The organism is Bradyrhizobium monzae (genome assembly GCF_021458635.1).
Classification (GTDB): Bacteria; Pseudomonadota; Alphaproteobacteria; order Rhizobiales; family Xanthobacteraceae; genus Bradyrhizobium.
The window spans coordinates 241,880-260,970 of sequence record NZ_JAIRDQ010000003.1 but is presented as its reverse complement, the minus strand read 5'-3'; the positions used below and the strand labels follow the sequence as shown (position 1 = coordinate 260,970).

Annotated in this window: 16 protein-coding genes and 1 tRNA gene; 6 read left to right on the top strand and 11 right to left on the bottom strand. The window is 63.5% G+C overall.

What is annotated here, in order from left to right; genetic code table 11:
- Positions 1 to 164: 164 nt before the first annotated feature.
- Positions 165 to 239 (top strand) — tRNA-Gln (locus K3F49_RS14705).
- A gap of 27 nt (positions 240 to 266) precedes the next feature.
- On the opposite strand, the gene K3F49_RS14700 is transcribed toward K3F49_RS14705, so the two are convergent.
- A complete protein-coding gene (locus K3F49_RS14700) occupies positions 267 to 1,223 on the bottom strand; it encodes a hypothetical protein (protein ID WP_234681660.1) in 957 nt (318 codons plus the stop codon).
- A gap of 277 nt (positions 1,224 to 1,500) precedes the next feature.
- Between K3F49_RS14700 and K3F49_RS14695 the strand changes: the two genes are divergently transcribed.
- Complete coding sequence (locus K3F49_RS14695; RefSeq protein ID WP_234681659.1) at positions 1,501 to 1,962, top strand: hypothetical protein; 462 nt, start codon at positions 1,501 to 1,503, stop codon at positions 1,960 to 1,962.
- An 87-nt stretch (positions 1,963 to 2,049) separates the two neighbouring features.
- Here K3F49_RS14695 and K3F49_RS14690 read toward each other — a convergent pair whose 3' ends face one another.
- Together K3F49_RS14690 and K3F49_RS39180 are read right to left on the bottom strand one after the other, a co-directional pair.
- A complete protein-coding gene (locus K3F49_RS14690; protein ID WP_234681658.1) occupies positions 2,050 to 3,072 on the bottom strand; it encodes an alpha/beta hydrolase in 1,023 nt (340 codons plus the stop codon).
- A complete protein-coding gene (locus K3F49_RS39180) occupies positions 3,069 to 3,200 on the bottom strand; it encodes a hypothetical protein (protein WP_276575381.1) in 132 nt (43 codons plus the stop codon). Before K3F49_RS39180 ends, K3F49_RS14690 begins: the two co-directional genes overlap by 4 nt.
- A 284-nt stretch (positions 3,201 to 3,484) precedes the next feature.
- Between K3F49_RS39180 and K3F49_RS14685 the strand changes: the two genes are divergently transcribed.
- Positions 3,485 to 5,644, top strand: coding sequence for an exonuclease domain-containing protein (locus K3F49_RS14685; protein WP_234681657.1), 2,160 nt, complete (start codon positions 3,485 to 3,487; stop codon positions 5,642 to 5,644).
- Positions 5,645 to 5,677: 33 nt separating this feature from the next.
- On the opposite strand, the gene dinB is transcribed toward K3F49_RS14685, so the two are convergent.
- From dinB to K3F49_RS14650, 7 genes are all read right to left on the bottom strand, one after another.
- Complete coding sequence (gene dinB / locus K3F49_RS14680) at positions 5,678 to 6,775, bottom strand: DNA polymerase IV (RefSeq protein WP_234681656.1); 1,098 nt, start codon at positions 6,773 to 6,775, stop codon at positions 5,678 to 5,680.
- Between the two features lie 72 nt (positions 6,776 to 6,847).
- Positions 6,848 to 7,903, bottom strand: a complete 1,056-nt coding sequence (locus K3F49_RS14675; protein WP_234681655.1) for a threonine aldolase family protein — start codon at positions 7,901 to 7,903, stop codon at positions 6,848 to 6,850.
- A gap of 17 nt (positions 7,904 to 7,920) precedes the next feature.
- Positions 7,921 to 9,558 carry an ABC transporter permease gene (locus K3F49_RS14670; RefSeq protein ID WP_234681654.1) on the bottom strand — a complete coding sequence of 546 codons (1,638 nt, stop codon included), beginning with the start codon at positions 9,556 to 9,558 and terminating at the stop codon, positions 7,921 to 7,923.
- Entirely contained in the window at positions 9,555 to 10,616 is a 1,062-nt protein-coding gene (locus K3F49_RS14665) for an ABC transporter ATP-binding protein (RefSeq protein WP_234681653.1), read from the bottom strand. The genes K3F49_RS14670 and K3F49_RS14665 overlap by 4 nt, the downstream gene beginning before the upstream one ends.
- A gap of 5 nt (positions 10,617 to 10,621) precedes the next feature.
- Complete coding sequence (locus tag K3F49_RS14660) at positions 10,622 to 11,629, bottom strand: extracellular solute-binding protein (RefSeq protein WP_234681652.1); 1,008 nt, start codon at positions 11,627 to 11,629, stop codon at positions 10,622 to 10,624.
- 29 nt (positions 11,630 to 11,658) lie between these two features.
- Positions 11,659 to 12,837 (bottom strand): pyridoxal-phosphate-dependent aminotransferase family protein, encoded by a 1,179-nt coding sequence (locus K3F49_RS14655; protein ID WP_234681651.1) that lies wholly within the window; start codon positions 12,835 to 12,837, stop codon positions 11,659 to 11,661.
- An 85-nt stretch (positions 12,838 to 12,922) separates the two neighbouring features.
- Positions 12,923 to 14,191, bottom strand: coding sequence for an ROK family protein (locus K3F49_RS14650; protein WP_234681650.1), 1,269 nt, complete (start codon positions 14,189 to 14,191; stop codon positions 12,923 to 12,925).
- Between the two features lie 257 nt (positions 14,192 to 14,448).
- Here K3F49_RS14650 and K3F49_RS14645 point away from each other — a divergent pair, with 257 nt between their 5' ends.
- The 3 genes from K3F49_RS14645 (at position 14,449) to K3F49_RS14635 (ending at position 18,053) form a co-directional block, all read left to right on the top strand.
- Positions 14,449 to 15,414 (top strand): sugar-binding protein, encoded by a 966-nt coding sequence (locus tag K3F49_RS14645; protein ID WP_234681649.1) that lies wholly within the window; start codon positions 14,449 to 14,451, stop codon positions 15,412 to 15,414.
- A gap of 78 nt (positions 15,415 to 15,492) precedes the next feature.
- Positions 15,493 to 17,019 carry a sugar ABC transporter ATP-binding protein gene (locus tag K3F49_RS14640; protein ID WP_234681648.1) on the top strand — a complete coding sequence of 509 codons (1,527 nt, stop codon included), beginning with the start codon at positions 15,493 to 15,495 and terminating at the stop codon, positions 17,017 to 17,019.
- Entirely contained in the window at positions 17,016 to 18,053 is a 1,038-nt protein-coding gene (locus K3F49_RS14635; RefSeq protein ID WP_234681647.1) for an ABC transporter permease, read from the top strand. Before K3F49_RS14640 ends, K3F49_RS14635 begins: the two co-directional genes overlap by 4 nt.
- Positions 18,054 to 18,118: 65 nt before the next feature.
- On the opposite strand, the gene K3F49_RS14630 is transcribed toward K3F49_RS14635, so the two are convergent.
- Complete coding sequence (locus tag K3F49_RS14630) at positions 18,119 to 19,006, bottom strand: VOC family protein (protein ID WP_234681646.1); 888 nt, start codon at positions 19,004 to 19,006, stop codon at positions 18,119 to 18,121.
- Between the last annotated feature and the right edge of the window lie 85 nt (positions 19,007 to 19,091).

Here is a 19,091-nt window from a genome sequence, read left to right as displayed (position 1 = left end):
GGAGCCGAGCGGGGATCCGGCCTATAATAGAGTGTGGCCCGGCCGGCCCCCGGCCTGTGGTATTTTGCCCCTCCAGGCGGTTGAAATGCCGCGCCGCTCCCTATAGACCGGCTGCGACCGACGGGAATCTGCAGGTACCATCTACCGTTTCCTTCGTCGCCTGATGGGGCGTAGCCAAGTGGTAAGGCAGCGGATTTTGATTCCGCCATTCGGAGGTTCGATCCCTCCCGCCCCAGCCAATTGATGTTGCTCGTCAAATTGCCTTCTCAACTCGGCCTTTGCGGCTTGCTGCTGTTTGGTGATGGGACCGCTGAGGCTTGCCGTTCCTTTGCTTCGTAATATTCAGCCGAGAACTTGATGGACCATCGCGCGAAGAACGAACGCAATTCCTGAGTGGGCTTCTCGACGCCGAGATGCTCTGCGACATGAGCCTCGCGCAACCACCTCACCGCCGACGTGAGGCCCGCAATGCGCTCGAGCCTCTCAACCGCCGCGATCCCGGCGATCTCTGCCTGCCGATAGCGAAGGCCGACCTTCCTGATCACATGCGCGCGCTTGACCATGTCGTAGCCCCTGAAGACGAGCTGAACGAAGGGATGTTGTTCGGCCTGCGGCCAGGCTGCCGGATAGACCGGTAGCACCAGAAGCTTGCTCTTCGCGATGACCGTTGCGAGCGGATGTAGGAGTTGCATCCAGGCCGGCCAGGACGTGACCTTGGCAAGCAATATCGCGTGCATCGCTGTTGCCGCACCGAAAGAGATCGGCAGCCAAAGGACCGCGCACAGGATCACGAGCAATGCGGCGTTCGGCGTGAGATGCCGGCAGGTTCTGAACACCCATGCCATGCCGCCTTCAAAGGCATCATGCACGGCATGTTCGAACGCTCGATAGCTGATCTTCCGCCGGAACCACAACCAGTTTCGGCGAATCGATCTACCCCACTGTCGACGCTTCGCGGCGGACAGGGGAAGGAAGCGCACCGCGCCATCGATGACAGTAACGATGGCATCGCCGACAAGCCTGGCCGCGAAGAGCGGAAGCCAGACAATCTGCATTGCAAAAGGGAAGGCGTAGTCAAGCATCCGCATCAAGATCGAAAGAACGAAAAGCAGGATCTTGTTCGTGGCGAGCGCGACAACAACAAGCGGGACGATAATCACATCGTCGAGCGCACCGCGAAAGCGGCTTTCCTCGGTCCATGCCGGGTGACGACCATCGGTCACGGTGCACCGTCCAGGCTGAGTGCCGCCTCAGATTAGCACGTTGCAAGCTCGAGGGGGGCCTCAGGTACCAGTCGGTGGGCGACAGCGAGCACTCCGCACAAGAGGCCAGTTCGCATGACCCGCGTTAACCCTGTCTCTGATCTTGTCCCGTGGCCGCGCCGGCTGGTTCAGTTCTGCCGCCAAGCCGCCTTATTGGATGTCTGCAATTGGTCTCCGATTTTCGCGAGCTTATTTTCGGCTTTGAACGAGGCGTTTCGTTCGGGAAGCGTGAAATCAGATGAAGGCTGCTCTCATCCTCGTTGGCTTCGGTACACTCGCGATGATGGAGCTTGAGACAGCGCCGCGCATGACAAAGCCCGTGAACGCGCCGCCCGTTCAGGCGACCGTCGGGTTACGCGTCTCAGCCGATACGCTGACGACGGCAGACCGGCTCGAAACCCCGCACATGCAATTTGAGGCGCCTCCGCAGGCGGTCGCCTCGAGCGAACCGATGCCTCGGCCGGATCAAAAGGCGACTGTTGCGCAAGAGCCTTTGAAGATCATCGAGCCACACCGGCGCACCGCAAGCGAGGGAAAGTTCGCGGTCATGCTGCCTGGACCTCGGCCCGCGCACGGAACGTCCAAGGCAATTGCGAATGTCAAGCGCGCCAAACCAGTCGCGGAGGTCAAGCCCTGCCGGTCAAGCGTCTTCGATGGCTTGTTCAAGGCATTGAACCTGTCAACGGGCTGTCAGAGCTAGCCCCAACCTCGCGCATGCGTTAGAGCAAACACGCCGTGCCGACGGAATCCGGCAGCCTCGCCCGGACGAACCGCGGCCACCGCGGATTCACGCGGCCACGCTATCAATCGAGCGGCGTATCACTTGGCGCACCTCCGCATTCGACAGGAACAGGTCGTGGTTGATAACGCCCCAGCCTGCCTCGGACGCATCGACCACGCGCACCCCGAGCCCTTCGATGGCGGTCTTCTCGGCAGCGCCGACCCTTGTCATCCCACCAGCGATTTGCCCCGACAATGCCAGCGCGCGGTCGTTCGTTGCGGCGATGACGGTGATCTTGCGCGAAAGCGAACCGACGCGGTTGATCGACGACGAGAACACGTCCATGTCGATGTCCGGCGCGGCGAACACCACGGCACCGATCTTGCCCGCAACGGCGTCACCAGATCGCGCATAGAGCTGGCGCAGGCTTTCGAGCGTGAGCATGGTTCCCATGCTGTGCGCGACGATGTGGACGCGGCCGGCGCTTGAACTCGTCACGACAGATTGCAGGACGCGTTCGAAGCCATCGCGGGACCACATTGCGCTGTCGCGGTCATAGGCATAGTCGAACAGTCCAGCCTTCGAGGGCCAGGAGAATACCATCGTCTGGCCGCGGAACCTGATGCCATCGGAGAGATGCGCAGCATCGAGCGCCGCTGTCTCGAACGTCTGCTTGAAACCGTGCACGTAGATGAGAACATCTGGTCCGCCGCCGGCCTGCCCGACAAGACTGCCGACATCGCCCGATACCGGCTCGACCCCATCAAGACGCCAATCGTCAAGTCCGGCTGCAGCCAGAGAGAAACGGCTGTCACCAGGCGACACGAGCTTGGCTCGTGCGATGGTCATCGTAGAAGCCCGCTCCGGCCCGAACCATGGCTTCGACCGGCCGCCGTTTACTGGCTTGCGCGTGGTTACGACGAGCAACGTAGGGTCGACCGAGAGCGACGAAGCGTCGTAGCGTGCGCCGGTAGCACCCAAGCTGGCGCATCCGCCCAGCGCGACAACGCAGGCTGAGGACGCAAGCCCGCCAAGGAGCGCACGGCGGGACGCAATCACTTCGTGTTGCACTAAACGTTGGATGATCACGCAGAACCTTCAGGAACTGCCCCCTGGAGGAGCCCGCCCCCTGCGCGTTCCTGAATGACGATGGCGGCGAGAAAAGGGCGGGTGCCGCACGCCGCTTTTTCCAAATGCGGATTGAAATCGTCGAACAATCAAACAGGTCTTGGTTCGGCCATTCGGAGGTTCGATCCCACCCGCCTCAGCCAGATGCTCCACCTGTTCGCATCACCGACAGAGTCTCTGTCTCTTCGCTCGACGCTAACTTCTCCGTCTGGGATCTCGTTCGGTCGCGACGTTCTGAGCTTGACACTGTCGGACGAAAAGAACAGAAGTCGAACATGAGCGCCCGTGAATCAGGGGTGGCCGGTATCTCCGCCGCCCGCGCAGATCTGACCAGAGCGGTATTCGGCTGCGCCGCGCCGAGGGCGACGCACGGATGACGTTGCCTGTCCTGCCGGTCTATTACTACCACGACCATTTCACGGAGATGCTGAGCTTCGTTTGCGAGACCTACGGTCCGGTGCTGACCGAAAGGCATCAGGCGTTTGTCGCGCGCTTCTCGTCGCTGTCCAAGGACGCCCAGTGCCTGTTCATCCGGATGGTCAACCGGAACGGTACGGTCTTCAATCCCTCCACGTTCAAGTACACCGAGATCGCCGACCTTTTCGGCGCGCTGGGGGAGCTTGCTGCCGCCGGTTACGTCCGAGGTCTGATCGAGAAGGACTACGCTGCGTTCGTGGCGTGTCTTGCAAAGCCGATACTGTTCGACGGCGCAAAGGCCGTCGGCATGAGCGATGTCCGGGCCTCATGGCCGAAGGGCAAGCTCACGGAGCATTGTCTCGCCAATTTGCCGTTCGGTGCTGCGTTCCAGCACTGCGGAGGCGAGGCCTTCATCGCGCTCGGTGATACCGAGCCATTGGAGTTCCTGCTCTATCTCTATTTCGGCAAGACCGAGAACAACCTCAAGAATTTCGCGCTGCGCGACCTCGGCATTTTGCGCACGAACGATCAGGCGGATTTCAGCGCCCGGTTTGCCGACGCGGATGAGGCGAGGGCCTGCTTCCACTACGCGCGCCTGCTGCGCCACCTCGAGACCAAATCGGACGAGGTGTATCGCAATTCCGTCGCCGCCATTCTCGGCGGTCCTGTCTGCCCGACGGACTACGCGATCGATCTGCGGAGCCGTGCGGCACACAAGGCGGGTTTGCATTTTGAAAAGAAGGGGGAGGCCGCGCTCGCGGTTCAGCTCTACCGTGTCGGCTCGTCGGCCGAATGCCACGAGCGCCTCGCCCGTCTGCTCTATGCGGAAGGCGACAAGGACGCCGCTGAGGAACTGCTGCGTCGCATGATCGACGATCCCGCCAGCGACGACGAGTTCGTGTTCGCGAGCGATTTCTATGCCCGGAAGTTCGATGGACGCCGGACAGGACTCTGCACCGAGCTGCTGCGGGCGGGGCGAACGCTCCGGGTCGACGATTCCTGGCGCGGTAATCCGGAAGCAGGACTTGCGGGCGTCTTGCGCCGGCAGGGTCTCGAAGTCTTCCACGCCGAAAACACGCTTTGGCATTGTCTGTTCGGATTGCTGTTCTGGGACGAGTTGTTCGAATCCGGGCAACTGCACAGCGGCTTCGATTGGATGCCGCACTGCCTGAAGGACAGAACCTTTGCGCGATTGTTCGCTTCCCGGATCGAGACGAAGCTGGAAGCCGTCGCGTCGAGCGCCGCGCTCCCCCAGATCCTGCGGATCGTCGCCGCGAAATGGGGAAAGCCGAACGGCGTGTTCGCCTGGGACCATGTCGATATCGATGCACTCCGCGCGCTGCTGGCAGGCGCGCGTGCGGCGGGCCTCGCCGCGATCCTTCGCCTGATGTGCGAAGACTATCGCGCGATGCGCGATGGCTTTCCCGATCTCATGCTCGTGGCCGATGGCACGGTCTCGTTCATGGAGGTGAAGGCCGAGGGCGACGTGATCAGGCGCAACCAGCTGACGCGGCTTCGCCAGCTCGGCAACGCCGGCATTCCCGCGGAAATCGGCCGCGCCGACTTTCGTTTCGATCCGGACCAGGACTATGTCGTCGTGGATATCGAGACCACCGGCGGCTGGACCGGCGGGGATCGCATCACCGAGATCGGTGCCGTCAGGATCCGCAATCATGAGGTCGTGGCGGAATGGCATTCGCTGCTCAACCCCCAGCGGTCGATCCCCGCCAGGATCGTCGCCTTGACCGGCATCACCAATGAGATGGTGCGGAATGCGCCGTTGTTCGCAGAAATCGCGGACAGCTTCATGCAGTTCATGGGCGATGGCATTTTCGTCGCCCACAACGTGAACTTTGATTACGGCTTCATCGCCGCGGAATACGAGCGCCTCGAACGCCGTTTTCGCTTTCCAAAACTCTGCACCTGTGCGGGCATGCGCCGGCACTACCCCGGTCACAAATCATACGGGCTCGGCAAGCTCACCCGTGCCTACAATATCGAACTGAAAGACCACCACCGCGCTCTCAGCGACGCTCGCGCGGCTGCGCATCTCCTCAATTTGATCAATGCGAAGCGCGATCAGGGCGGGAGCCGGGCGGAAGAGATCGCGGCGTGATTCCGGTTTCGCACTTGCCGCACCCGGTTCGGATCAGATGCCGAAAGTCAATTGCGGCTCCGCATCGTCTCCGAGCTGGAGGGACGACAGCGATACACCCAGCAGCCTGACGCGTTTGGGCAGCGGCATCTCGACTTCGAGCAGGCCGCAGGCCAGGCGCTCCAACTCGTCCCGGCCTGCGACCGGCGCGAGGAGAGACCTGCTGCGTGTGATGATCTCGAAGTCGGCAAACTTGATCTTCAAGGTGACGGTGCGGCCCCGGTTGCCGGTCGTCTCGCAATGGCGCCAGACCTTGTCGACGAGGGGGCAAAGCTCGACGACCAGCACGTCGAAATCGGCGAGATCGGTCGAGAACGTGGTTTCCGCACCGATGGATTTGCGGATCCGGTTGGCCCGCACCGGCCGTTCGTCGACGCCGCGCGAGATCCAGTAGTAATAGGCGCCCGACTTGCCGAAGTTCGCGTTCATGAACTCGAGCGTCTGGTTGCGGATGTCGAGACCGGTAAACAAGCCGAGTGCGTTCATCTTCGCACCTGTTGCCGGCCCGATCCCGTGGAACTTGCCGACAGGCAGCGTCTCCACGAAGGCGGGTCCCATCTCCGGGGAGATCACGAACTGGCCGTTCGGCTTGCGGTGATCGGAGGCGAGCTTGGCCAGGAACTTGTTGTAGGAAATGCCCGCCGAAGCGTTGAGGCCGGTCTCGGCCTTGATCTTCTCGCGGATCCGCAGCGCGATGTCGCGCGCGAGCGGGATGCCTTGTAGGTTCTCCGTCACGTCGAGATAGGCCTCGTCGAGGGACAAGGGCTCGATGATATCGGTGTGCTCGGCAAATATCTCGCGAATCTGCCGGCTGATCGCCTTGTAGATTTCGAAGCGCGGCTTCACGAAGATCAGGTCGGGACATTGACGCTTCGCGGTGACCGACGGCATCGCGGACCGAACGCCGAATTTGCGCGCTTCATAGCTCGCCGCGGCGACCACACCGCGCTCGGCCGAACCGCCGACCGCGACGGGCTTGCCGCGCAGTTCCGGATTATCGCGCTGTTCCACCGACGCGTAAAAGGCATCCATGTCGATATGGATGATCTTGCGAACGCGCGTCGCGCCTTCCACGATGCCGGATTCTCTCATGCGCGGATGATACAACCGGGCTGTGAGAATCGCGAGGTCTGACGTTTGAACTGAGGCGGCGGCGCGTCGCTCTCAGCCTCCTGTCGTCGCATCACGGACGAGCGCGATGACCTCGTCGGCTTCCTGTTCGGTGCTGTCGAAGCGGGTCACGAAGCGGATGACGTCCTGGCCACGTCGCGCGAATGGCAAGCCAGTCGCAGCGAGCCGGTTGATGGCCGACACAGGGAGGTTGATGAAAACCAGATTGGCTTCCACTGGCGCGACGAGCCGAACGCCGGGCAGTGCGGCGAGACCCGCTCCAAGGCGCGCAGCCACGGCGTTGGCCTTGGTCGCGAGCCGCAGATAAAGGCCGCCCTCGACATAGGCGAGCAGCTGTGCAGCCGCATAGCGCATCTTCGACCAGGTCTGGCCGGCGCGGCGAAGCCGGTAGGACAGGGGTTCGACGAGGTCTCGGTCGAAGACCACGATCGCATCCGCCGACATGGCGCCGTTCTTGGTCGCGCCAAAGGACAGGATGTCGATGCCCGCGCGCCACGTCATCTCCGACGGACTGCAGCCGAGCCGCGCCAGGGCGTTGGCGAAGCGGGCGCCATCCATGTGAACGGACAGATTCCTGTCACGGGCGATTGCACTGATCTCCGCGATCTCGGCGAGCGCGTAGACGGTGCCGAATTCGCTGCACTGGGTGATCGACACCGCGTCGGGCTGGGAGCGATTGCGGACTCCCCAGGCCGTCCCGGCGAGCGCCTGGCGCAGGAGTGCGGGCTCGATCCGAAAGTTCGAGCCGGGCAGAGTGAGGAGCTTCGCGCCGCCTGTGAAGGCTTCGGTCGCGCCGCCTTCCGCGGTGTGAACATGCGCCTCCTCGTGGCAGTAGATCGCGCCATATGGTCGCGCGCAGGCCGCGAGTGATAGGGCGTTAGCCGCCGTGCCGGTCGCGACGGGGAAAACCGTAACCTCGGTCTCGAACAGCGCCGAGAAACGCTGGTTCAGCAATTTCGAATAATGGTCGTCGCCATAGGAAGCCGCCGGTCCGCGATTGACCTCGGTGATCGCCTGGAGAATCTCAGGCGCGACCGGCGCGACATTGTCGCTGCGAAAATTCGGGAGCGTTCGGGTTGTGTCGTTCATGACGTCCTGTCCTGCCGTCATATGACGGTCGCTTCCTGCTTGTTGACGCGCCGGTTGATCAGAAGCAAGGGGATCGCGGTGACGAGAATGAGGACCGCGGCTGCGGCGGCCGCGAGGCCTGCGCCGGTGCCTTCGATCGCGTGGTACATGACGACGGTCGTGGTCGCCCAACGGCTCGAATAGAGCACGATGGTCGCGCTCAGCTCAGATGCGGCCGTGATCCAGACGAGGACAAGTCCGCCGACGAGTCCGCTCGCCATCAGCGGCACCGTGAGGGTCGCGAATGTCTTGCTTGGCGAGACCCCGAGATTGACCGAGGCTTCCTCGAGCGACGGATCGAGCTGATGCACGATCGCGGAGGACGAGCGGATGGCGAAAGGCAGCTTGCGGACGACGTAGGCGATCACCAGGATCAGCCAGCCGCCGGTCAGGACGAGAGGCCCGCTGTTGAAGGCAACGATGAGGCCGATCGCAAGGATCGTGCCCGAGACCGCAAACGGCACCATCCCGACGAAGTCGAGCAGCCCCGACAGGCGGGAGCGATGCCTGGCGACGACATAGCCGATCGGCGCACCGATCAGCATCGTCGCGACGGCGGCGACGCTCGCAAGCGTCAGCGTGTTGAGCAGCGGTCGATAGGAGCCCGAGAGCAGGGTGGCGTAATTGTCCAGGCCCAGCTCCCAGGTCAGGACGGGGCCGCGGAAGCGCAGCACCGAGACCATCAACACCGCCGCGAAGGGCAGCAGCGAGACAATCACGATGCCCCAGCTCATGATCGCAGCAGCGAGCCGCAACCCCGGCGTCAGCGATAGTTTTGCGGGCGCGCTGCGCGCACTGGTCGAGAAACGGCGCTTGCCGAGATAGTGCCGTTGAACGAGCAGCGCGAGCGCGGTGCAGGCGATCAGGAGCACGCTGAGGGCTCCGGCTGCCGCCGGGTTTGCGTCGGACTCGCCGGCGAACAGCTTGAAGATGTCGACGGCGAGAAACGGCCGGTCTTCGGCCAGCACCGCCGGCACGCCGAAATTCTCCAGCGCTTCGATGAAGACCAGCAAGCCGCCGGCCAGGATCGCCGGCATCACGATCGGCAGCAGCACGGTGCGAACCGCATAAGACTGCGAACCGCCGAGATTACGGGCGGCCTCTTCCATCGAAGCGTCGACGGCCTGAAACCCCGCCAGCACGGGCATCACCACGTAGGGATAGAGCGTCAACGTGAACACGATCACGATGCCGGGCATGCCGTAGATCGAGCCGATCGGGATGCCGATCCCGCGCAGGGCCGTGGTGACGACGCCGGCATGGCCGAACAGCAGCACGAGAGCGTAGGCGCTGACGAACGAGGGCAGCACCAGCGGCAGCGACGCCAGCGTCAGCAGCAGCGCGCGGCCCGGCACGTCAACCCGGGCGAGGCAGAAGGCGAGCGGGATGCCGATCGCGCAAGCAAGGCCTGTTGCGAGTCCTGCTGCGAGCAGACTGTTGCCGATGGAGCCGAGATAGTAGCGGCTCTTCACGATCGCCGCATAGTTTCCGAAAGTGAAGGCGCCCGTGCCGTCGATCCGGACGCTCGCATCGAGCACGAGCGCCAGCGGGTAAAGCAGGAAGACCGCGAGCAGCACCAGGGAGCCCAGGGCCACGATGGTGGCGAAGCGCTTCATGGCGCAGGGAACGCAATGATCTGGGCGGGGTCGTAGGCAAGCACCAGCGGCGCGCCGGGCAGGGCATCGAACGCCGCGCCACCGAGCGCCGAGACCCGAAGCCGGGTGCCATCCGGCAGCGTTGCGTGGAGACGCTGCACCGGGCCCAGGAATTCGCGCAATGCCAGCCGAGCGTGAACGAGGGCGGCGTCGGAGCCGTCGCTGAGCCGCAACGCCTCCGGCCTGAGCGACAGCAGCACCGGTGCACCCGGCGCGGCGACCTCGCCCCGAACCAAAAACTCCGTTCCGGCTGCGGCAACCTGGGTGTTGCGGCCGTCGAAGGCCTTTGCGACGCCCGGCACCATATTGGTCGAGCCGAGGAATTCGGCCACGAAGGCGGTCTGCGGCATCCGGTAGATGCGCTCGGGCGTGTCGACCTGCTCGACCTTGCCGTGCCGCAAGACCGCGATGCGGTCGGAGATGGCCAGCGCCTCCTCCTGGTCATGCGTCACATAGATCGCGGTCAGGCCGAGCGCCTGCTGCAATTGACGGATCTCGATGCGCATCTCGGTCCGCAGCTGCGCGTCGAGATTGGACAGCGGCTCGTCGAACAGCAGCACCGCAGGCTCGATGACGAGTGCGCGCGCAATGGCGACGCGTTGCAGCTGGCCGCCCGAGAGCTGGTGCGGCGAGCGCGGACCATAGCCGGCGAGACGCACCCGCTCGAGCGCCTTGTCGACACGCGATTTGATGTCGGCGGCCGAAACCTTCCTCGCCTTCAGTCCGTAGGCGACGTTTTCGGCCACGGTATGGTTCGGAAAGATCGCGTAATTCTGAAACACCATGCCGGTGTCGCGGCGATGCGCGGGCAGATTGTCGATGCGCCGGTCGCCGAAGGAAATCGATCCGGACTCGACCTCGACGAAGCCGGCGATCATGCGCAACAACGTCGTCTTGCCGCAGCCCGACGGCCCGAGCAGCGTGAACAGCTCGCCATGCGCGATGTCGAGCGAGATGTTGTCCACCGCGCGCACCGGGCCGAAGGTGCGCGTCAACTGTTCGATCCGGATCGCGGTCATGGACTTCAGCGGGTATCCTGGATCGTCGTCTTCAGCCGCGCGAGGGTATCGCGCCGCGCCGCTTCCCATTTGGCATCGTCGTAGGGCAGCACCTTGATCGCCGAGAAGGGCAGCATGCCGGGTGCAACAGTGCCGAGATCGATATCCTGGCGCGCGGGCCGCCGGAACGTCGCTTTCAGCAACATCTCCTGCACGTCCTTGCTGGCGAGATAATCGATGAGCTGTTTGGCAGCTTCAGTGTTCGGTCCGCCTTTCAGGATGCCAGCGCCCTCGACGACCGCGTGCGTGCCCTCGGCTGGGTAGACCACATTCACCGGCGCGCCGTTGTGGGCCCAAAGGAAGCCGGCATATTCCAGCGTGATGCCGAGCGGATATTCGCCGCTGCCGACGCCTTCGAAGACCTGCGTCGAGCGATTGAGCACCTTCGCGTTCGCAAGCAGCTGGCCCATCTTGGTCCAGGCTGCGTCGCCTTCTCCCCATTGCGATAGAAGCAAGGTGGCGGCCGCATATGAGAATCCGGAATTGCTGGGGTCGGTAAAGGCAAGCTTGCCCTTCCATTTCGGATCGAGGAGATCCGCCCAGGATTTCGGCCCGTTGTCCTTGTCGATCGCCTTGGTGTTCTCTCCGATCACGACGACCTGGATGTTGGTGCCGAGCCAGAGATCCCCGGCATCGCGAAACTGCGCCGGCACGGCTTCGCGGCCCTTGGCCGGGTAGGCCTGAAGATATGGGCTCGCCAGCCGCAGGATCGTCGCGCTGACACCCCAGATCACGTCGCCTTGCGGATTTGCGGCCTCGGATGTGATGCGGCGGACAAGAACCCCTGATCCCGTCGACACCACGTCGACCTTGATTCCGGTCGCCTTGGCGAAGCCGTCGGAGACAAGCTTGTTCACGGTGTCGTCGTTGGCCGAATAGAGCACGACATGCTGCTCGGCCCAGGCCGATCCGGCCGCAAGGAGCGAGATGGCCAGCGCGGCGCCGCGGGCGAGGACCGAGGCCGGAGTTCTCATCGTGTTCGCCTTTTCGGTTCTGTTGTTGCTTATTTGGTTTTGGCGAGATGTTCGGTCGCCGCCTTGAGCCCGGCACCAGCTTCGACCGGGAGGCCCAGCTTGGTCAAGACGTCTTCGAGATGAAGCAGGTCTGTCAGGATGGTTGCGGCTCTGAAGGCGCCCATCGTGCCGAATCGGATGACGCGGCCGGAGAGACGGTTGCGGGCGCCGGCGATGACCGTGCGATGATCGGCGTAGAGCCGCCGCACGATCGTTCCGCCCTCGAGCCCGTCAGGCACCTTGAAGACGACGACGGTGCTCGAGCGCGGTCCGCGCTCGCAAAAATCCGCAAGCCCGAGCGCCGCGCCGCCGGCGCGCAGCGCGCCCGACAGTTGCTGATGGCGCGCGAGCACGTTCGGGAGGCCTTCCTCGTGCATCATCGTCAGGGATTCACGCAGGCCATAGAGAAGGCTGACCGGCGCCGTGAACGGAGTCTCGTTCAGCTCGACGGATTTCAGCGCCCGGCGGAAATCCCAGAAGAAGACCGATCGTCGCTCGTCCTGCTCGATCACGCGCCACGCCTTGGGGCTCACGCTGGCAAGTGCGAGGCCCGGCGGGCACATCAGCGCCTTCTGTGAGGCCGAGACGACGATATCGACGCCCCATTCGTCCTGTCGCATCGCGATGCCGCCGAGGCCGCTGACGGAGTCCGCAATGAGCAGCGTGGGCCGGTCGCGCACAAGCGCGCCGAGCGCCGCAAGATCGGCCACCATTCCGGTCGAGCTCTCGTTGTGGACGACGACGATGGCGCGGTAGCTGCGCTCGCGCAGGCGAGCCTCCACCGCGGCAACATCGATGGCCTGGCCCCACTCGGTAGCAACGGTGTCGACCGAGATATTCATGGCCTTGGCGATCGAGGTGAAGCGCTCGCCGAACTGACCATGCTCGATCACGAGGATCTGGCTGCCCGGCCCGACCACGTTGACGAGTGCCGCCTCCATGACGCCCGTTCCGGAGCTCGCGAAGAACATGACGCGGTTTGTCGTGCCGAAGACCGGACGGATCATCTCCTCGGTCTCGCCGATCGCGGTTTTGCATTCGGGACCGCGATGGTTGACGATCAACCGTGCTGTGGCCTGCCGCACCCGTTCGGGCACTTCAGTGGGGCCGGGAAGCCGAAGACGATATCCCGTCGCGGGGATGGCGGATGGCGTGTCTGTCGTCGTCATAGTCTGAAGTCACCGTTCTGACGCTTGTTGGGAACAAGGCCGTTGCGCTCGGGATCGCCTTGATGATCGGGGCCGGTTCCGTTGTTTATTCTGCTGCGTCCATGTGGTTTCGGTCAACGACCCGCAGCGTCCGTCGCATCATGCCATCGACAATTGCTGCCGACTCGCTTGGACGCAGATGGATCGTCGTGGACTTGAGCAGCCATGGCAAGACCGCTTGCTCGAGCCGCTCCTCATAGGCGGGGCGCATCATGTCGAATGCCTGCAGGCCGGGCCCTGCCAGGACGAGATGGTGTGGGCGCAGCACGGATATCGTCGCCGCGACAGCCTCGGCAAGCGCGCGGCCTGCCTGCTGGAAGACGTGCTCGAGACGGGGGTCGCCGCTCCGTGCGCGCTCGTGCAGAAGGGACATTTGCGCCTCGGAAGGTTGCTGCGACGCCGCTGGCGGCAAGTCGAGAAAGGTGCGGGCGTCGCGGTAGAGCGCATAGTCGGCGAGATGGGCCTCGATGCAGCCGCGCTGACCGCAGCGGCATTGCGGCCCGTTCGATCCCAACTTGGTATGGCCGATCTCGCTGCCGGCGCCGGCGCCCAAACGCGCTTCACCATCGACCACGATGCCCATGCCGACGCCGTGACCGATCAGGATCGTGGCCATGAGGCCCTGCGCCAGCGACGGCTCCGTGGCGGCGAGAGCGAGCGCAACCGCGACAGCGTCATTCGCCATCACGACTTCGGTGCCGAATGCCTGACGCACCGGCTTCGCCAGATCGATGTCGGTGACGGACAGCACCGGGCTCCACAGATGCCGGCCAGTGTCCGAGTTCACGATACCCTGGAGAGCAATCCCTATTCCCAACAGCCGATGGCGCGGCGTGGCCGTCGCCTCCAGCATCGCATTGATTTGCGTGATCACGAGTTCGCACAACGCGGCCGCATCGAGAGCCCGCGTCGCGATTTCGCGTCTTGATTGTGCCAGGCTGAAGCCGCTGAAATCCGCAATCAGCGTCTCGATCAGGTTCATGCGCAGCGAGACCGCGATGATGCGGCCGAACTCCGGGTTCAGGGTCAGCAGCGTGGCCGGCCGACCGCGGCGGCGGCCATTCACCCCATCCGGATCCTCTTCGTCGGGCTCGTCTGACCATGAGGGTGCCGCCGTCTCGGTCTCGCACAGCAACTCTTCCGCGATCAGCCTGGACGTGAGGCCGGAAACGGCGGGGAAGCTCAGACCCGTGCTCCGGGCCAGCTCCACACGCGGCAATGGCCCGTGGCGTCGCAGGACGTCCACCAGGCGGCCCCGGTTCGAGCCACGGGCCATGCCTGAAATTCGTCTCGGTAACTCAGTCTGGTCAGTCATGCTGTCCTATTTAATTCAGGGCATGAATTTAATAAGCGCCGATTGCTGCGGTGTAACTAGAGACACACAGCGCGGATTACGGCACGGCGAGCCATATTTACTAATATCATGTCTCATGTACTATTTCCGCTTGAAGAAAAGATCAGTACATCTTGATTTCGATGTTCTGCTCTGCAACATTTCTTCGCGACGTGAATAAAATAGAGCGCAGAAAGCGCTGTGAAGCCCCGCATCTGGGGGACCAAAGGGAGGTAAACATGAACGGATCAATGAAGAAATTTCTGGTGCCGTTGCTCGCGACCGCCGCTGCGTTCGCGATGGCCACGGGGGCGGCGCAGGCCCAGCAGAAGAAGACCATCGCGCTGGTGACCAATGCCGCGGCCGATTTCTGGGTCATCGCCGGCCGCGGGCTCGAGAAGGCTCAGAAGGAGCACCCGGAATACGATATCCAGTTGATCGTCACCAACGATGCGACCGCCGCGGGCCAGCGCCGCGAGCTGGACGACCTGCTGGTGCGCGGCGTCGCCGGCATCTCCATCTCGGTCGACGATGCGCCGCACGCAACCGAAGAGCTCAACAAGGTCGCGTCCCAGACCATCTTGATCACGACGGACAGCGACGCGCCGCAGAGCAAGCGTCTCGCTTATATCGGTACCGACAACGTCGCGGCCGGCCGGCAAGCAGGCGAGGAGTTCAAGAAGGCGTTGCCGAACGGCGGCAAGATAGCGCTGTTCGTCGGCACGATGGACGCGGATAACGCCCGCGAGCGGGTGCAGGGTATCAAGGAAGCGATCGCCGGCACCAAGATCGAGCTGGTCGACGTGTTCACCGACCAGGTGGACTCCGCCAAGGCCAAGGCGAACATGGAGAACGTGCTCGTCAAATATCCCGACATTGCGCTGCTGTCCGGCCTTTGGAGCTACGAGACACCGCTGATCTATGACGCGGTCAAGGCGGCGGGCAAGGCGGGCAAGGTGAAGATCGTCGGCTTCGACGAGGATCAGCGCACGCTGCGGGGAATTTCCGACGGCACGATCGAGTCGACGGTGGTGCAGCAGCCGTTCGAATTCGGCTATCTCTCCGCCACCAACATCATCAAGACGCTGAACGGCGACAAGTCCTGGATTCCGGCTGACAGCAAGCTGATCGTGCCGACCCAGGTGATCAGCAAGACCAACGTCGCGGAGTTCACCGCTAAAATGAAGGATCTGCTGAAGAAGTGACCTTGAGTGCCTTTCGACGCCTGGCGGCCATGAACAGCGAACATGGCCGTCGGGTGTCGAGCAGGAGGAAGTGAGTGAATGGCGGAAATCCTGTTCGAACTCGTCGGGATCAGCAAGTCCTATCCCGGGGTCATGGCCCTCAACGATGTCAGCCTGCGCGTGCACCGCGGCGAGGTGTTGGGCCTGATCGGCGAGAACGGCGCCGGCAAGTCGACTTTGATGCGCGTGCTGGGCGGCGTGATCGCGCCGAGCGCGGGCGTGATCCGCATCGGCGGCACCGACCACGCGGAAATGACGGTGAGCGAGGCGACGCAGACCGGCATCGCCTTCGTGCATCAGGAACTGAACCTGTTCGAGAATCTCGACGTCGCCGCGAACGTCTTCATCGGACGCGAGAAGCTCGTCGGCGGCCCGCTGAAGCTGGTGAACAGCGCGGAGATGCGCGCCCGCGTGACGCCGCTGCTGCAGCGGCTGGGCGCCGATTTCGGCCCTGACACGCTGGTCGACAATTTGTCGATCGCCGAACGTCAGATGGTAGAGATCGCCAAGGCGCTTTCGATCGACGCCCGCGTGATCATCATGGACGAGCCGACCTCGAGCCTGACGATTTCGGAGACCGAGCGGCTGCTCGAGGTGATTGCCGATCTGAAGGCGCACGGCATCGCAGTGATCTATATCTCGCACCGGCTCGGCGAGATCATGACCTGCGCCGACCGTGTCGTGGTGCTGCGCGATGGGCGCACGGTGGGAGAACTGGCGCGAGACCAGCTCAGCCATGCCGCAATGATCCGGCTGATGATCGGCCGTGACCTGAAAACGCTGCATACGCCGCCGAAACGGCCGCCCCAGCCGGGGGGGTGCGACATCGTCGGCCTCGTGACGTCAGCTTTCCCCGACCGGCAGATCGATCTTTCCGTGCGGCATGGCGAGATCCTCGGACTGGCAGGACTGGTGGGCGCTGGTCGCACTTCGCTGGCCCGTGCGGCCTTCGGCATCGACCCGGTGCTGGGTGGGGAGATCAGGATCGACAACGCGCCGGTCGATGTCGCATCGCCCCGGGACGCGATCAGGCAAGGCATCTATCTGGTGCCGGAGGACCGCAAGAAAGCCGGGCTCGTGCTGGAGCTGCCGATCTGCGAGAACGTGACGCTGGCGAGCCTGCTGAATCATGCGCGGATGTGGCTGGTCAACGGCGCGTCCGAGCGCAATGTCGCGAAGGAGCAGGTCAGGCGGCTCTCCATCAAGGTGCCGAGCGTCGACATGGAGGCCGTGACCCTCTCCGGCGGCAACCAGCAGAAAGTCGTGTTGGGCAAGTGGCTCTCCATGCAGCCGCGTGTGATGTTCTTCGACGAGCCGACCCGCGGCATCGATGTCGGTGCCAAGAGCGAGATCTATGCGCTGATGCGCGAACTCGCCGACCAGGGCGTCGCGATCGTGATGATCTCCTCGGACATGGAGGAGGTCATCGGCGTCTCCGACCGGGTCGCGGTGATGCATGAGGGAAGAGTCAGCGGCGTGCTGGAGCGCCCGCAATTCAGCGAATATAACGTGCTGCGGCTTGCAATAGGCCAGGCGCTGGAAACCGTGGAAGCCGCTGCGCAATGATCAAGAAAGAACTCGGCCTCGGCCTGCTGCTCGTGGTGATCTCCGTCATCACGGGCATGATCAATCCGGCCTTCCTGTCGGTGGTGAACCTGCTGAACCTGGCCAATCTGATCGGCCTGTTCGGTGTGTTTGCGCTTGGCGAAGGGCTCGTGATCATCACCGGCGGCATCGACCTTTCGCTCGGCTCGATGTTCGCGCTGCTCGGTGTCGTCTTCGTCGATCTCCTGACGACGTACCAGGTTCCCTGGCCGTTGGCGCTGCTGGCTGTGTTGCTGGGCGGACTGGTGCTGGGGGCCATCCAGGGGGTCCTGATCACGCGGCTGAAAATGCAGCCCTTCATCGTGACGCTGTGCGGGTTGCTGATCTATCGCGGCGCCGCCCGCTACTACACGACCGACTCGACACGCGGCTTCGGCTACGGCGACGAGGCAGCGACACTGAGCAACATTGCCTCCGGCCATGTGGCGGGTATCCCGAACACCTTCATCCTCCTGATCGTCCTTGCGCTCGTCCTCGGCGTGGTGCTGCACCGCTCGGTCTACGGACGCTGGCTTTACGCCGTCGGCAAGAACGAGGAGGCGGCGCGCTTCTCCGGCATCAACACGAATATGGTGATCGCAACAGCCTATATCATCAGTGGTGGGCTCGCTGGAGTTGCGACGGTCTTGTTCGTGTTCTACACGAACTCGGTGTCCCCGAGCTCCTTCGGCAATTTCTACGAGCTCTACGCGATTGCTGCTGCCGTGCTGGGCGGGTGCAGCCTCCGCGGCGGCGAGGGTTCCATTCTCGGTATCGTGTTGGGGACTGCGCTGCTGCAGGTGCTGCAGAACCTCGTGAATATCCTGGGCATCCCCAATTCCCTGAACTTCGCGGTGATGGGGACGGTGATTCTGATCGGCGTGTTGGCGGATCAGCAATTGCAGGCCCGACGCAAACGCAAGCTGGCGCTGGCCGGCCTCGCCCGCACGGCACCGAAGTCGACACTGCCACACGGCGTGGACGCGCTGCCGGTGAGAACGGGCGACCAGGGCTGACGATTCCGGGCGCGTTGACGCAAGGCGCTTCGTCGGCGGCTGAGACGGTGTGTGCTGGCGAAGCCCTATCCCTCGTACTGATCCGGCCCCATCGCCCATGACGCCTGATCGTGGCCGTAGGCATAGTTGCGGTTGTTGACGACGGGATTGCGATTGACCATCGGCCGCATGAACATCGGATGGGTCGCGCTGCGCACCTCGTGTTCGACGGTGAAGAGATGCTTGCCGCTGTCGAGATCGACGATGTCGCAGAAGCGGTACTGGTATTGGTTGTCTTCGCGGGAGACCAGATCGCGCGCCAGCAGCTTGCGGTAGGGCCCGGAGAAATCGGTGATGTACATCTGCACATGGTGGCCGTCATAGTCGGGCTGCGGCCGATCGGTCTCGCGGAACAGCAGATGCTGGTCGCGGCCGGTCTTCACCGCGGCAACCTTGCCGTCGCCGTTGCGCAAAGCCGCGGGCATGCCCATGATCTCCGGATAGAAGGCGCAGATCGCCTGCGCCGATCCGGCCGGCACGTCGAACGCGACGTAGGGGATGCCGAGCGTGATGCGCCCGAAGCGCGCCGCGTCCGGCTCATGGACCCGGATGCGGTTGCCCCAGGGGCAGGTCGCTTCGACATAGTCGTTGTGCTCGGCGTATGCGAAGGCCGTGCCTTCGAGCTTGCTTTTGACCGACGCCAATCGCGCCAGCAGCGCCTCGCGGCCTTCGATGACCAGCCCGGTATGGCCGCGCAGCACCTGCGCCTTGCCATCAGGCAGATGAAACTGGCTCCTTCCGGCATTGATCCACATGTTGGTGTCGGACACCATCAGATAGGGATCGCGGGTCAGTCCGAGCCCGGTGACGTAGAACAGCGTGGCGAGGCGCTGGTCCGGAACCTGGATGTTGACATGCTCGAAATGGATGGCGTTGCCGAGATCTTCTGCGGATCGATCGAATTGTTGCGGCATGGATGTGCGCTTCTCGCTGGAGGGACTGCTAGCTCCATACTAGAGCAGAATTTCCGCCAGCCGAAACGGTTGGATGATCACATCT

What these genes read in the sequence shown, in the direction of transcription:
- K3F49_RS14695 (WP_234681659.1), top strand. Translation starts at nt 1,501, where the DNA reads ATGAAGGCTGCTCTCATCCTCGTTGGCTTCGGTACACTCGCGATGATG.
- K3F49_RS14685 (WP_234681657.1), top strand. Translation starts at nt 3,485, where the DNA reads ATGACGTTGCCTGTCCTGCCGGTCTATTACTACCACGACCATTTCACG.
- dinB (WP_234681656.1), bottom strand. Translation starts at nt 6,775, where the DNA reads ATGAGAGAATCCGGCATCGTGGAAGGCGCGACGCGCGTTCGCAAGATC.
- K3F49_RS14675 (WP_234681655.1), bottom strand. Translation starts at nt 7,903, where the DNA reads ATGAACGACACAACCCGAACGCTCCCGAATTTTCGCAGCGACAATGTC.
- K3F49_RS14670 (WP_234681654.1), bottom strand. Translation starts at nt 9,558, where the DNA reads ATGAAGCGCTTCGCCACCATCGTGGCCCTGGGCTCCCTGGTGCTGCTC.
- K3F49_RS14665 (WP_234681653.1), bottom strand. Translation starts at nt 10,616, where the DNA reads ATGACCGCGATCCGGATCGAACAGTTGACGCGCACCTTCGGCCCGGTG.
- K3F49_RS14660 (WP_234681652.1), bottom strand. Translation starts at nt 11,629, where the DNA reads ATGAGAACTCCGGCCTCGGTCCTCGCCCGCGGCGCCGCGCTGGCCATC.
- K3F49_RS14655 (WP_234681651.1), bottom strand. Translation starts at nt 12,837, where the DNA reads ATGACGACGACAGACACGCCATCCGCCATCCCCGCGACGGGATATCGT.
- K3F49_RS14650 (WP_234681650.1), bottom strand. Translation starts at nt 14,191, where the DNA reads ATGACTGACCAGACTGAGTTACCGAGACGAATTTCAGGCATGGCCCGT.
- K3F49_RS14645 (WP_234681649.1), top strand. Translation starts at nt 14,449, where the DNA reads ATGAACGGATCAATGAAGAAATTTCTGGTGCCGTTGCTCGCGACCGCC.
- K3F49_RS14640 (WP_234681648.1), top strand. Translation starts at nt 15,493, where the DNA reads ATGGCGGAAATCCTGTTCGAACTCGTCGGGATCAGCAAGTCCTATCCC.
- K3F49_RS14635 (WP_234681647.1), top strand. Translation starts at nt 17,016, where the DNA reads ATGATCAAGAAAGAACTCGGCCTCGGCCTGCTGCTCGTGGTGATCTCC.
- K3F49_RS14630 (WP_234681646.1), bottom strand. Translation starts at nt 19,006, where the DNA reads ATGCCGCAACAATTCGATCGATCCGCAGAAGATCTCGGCAACGCCATC.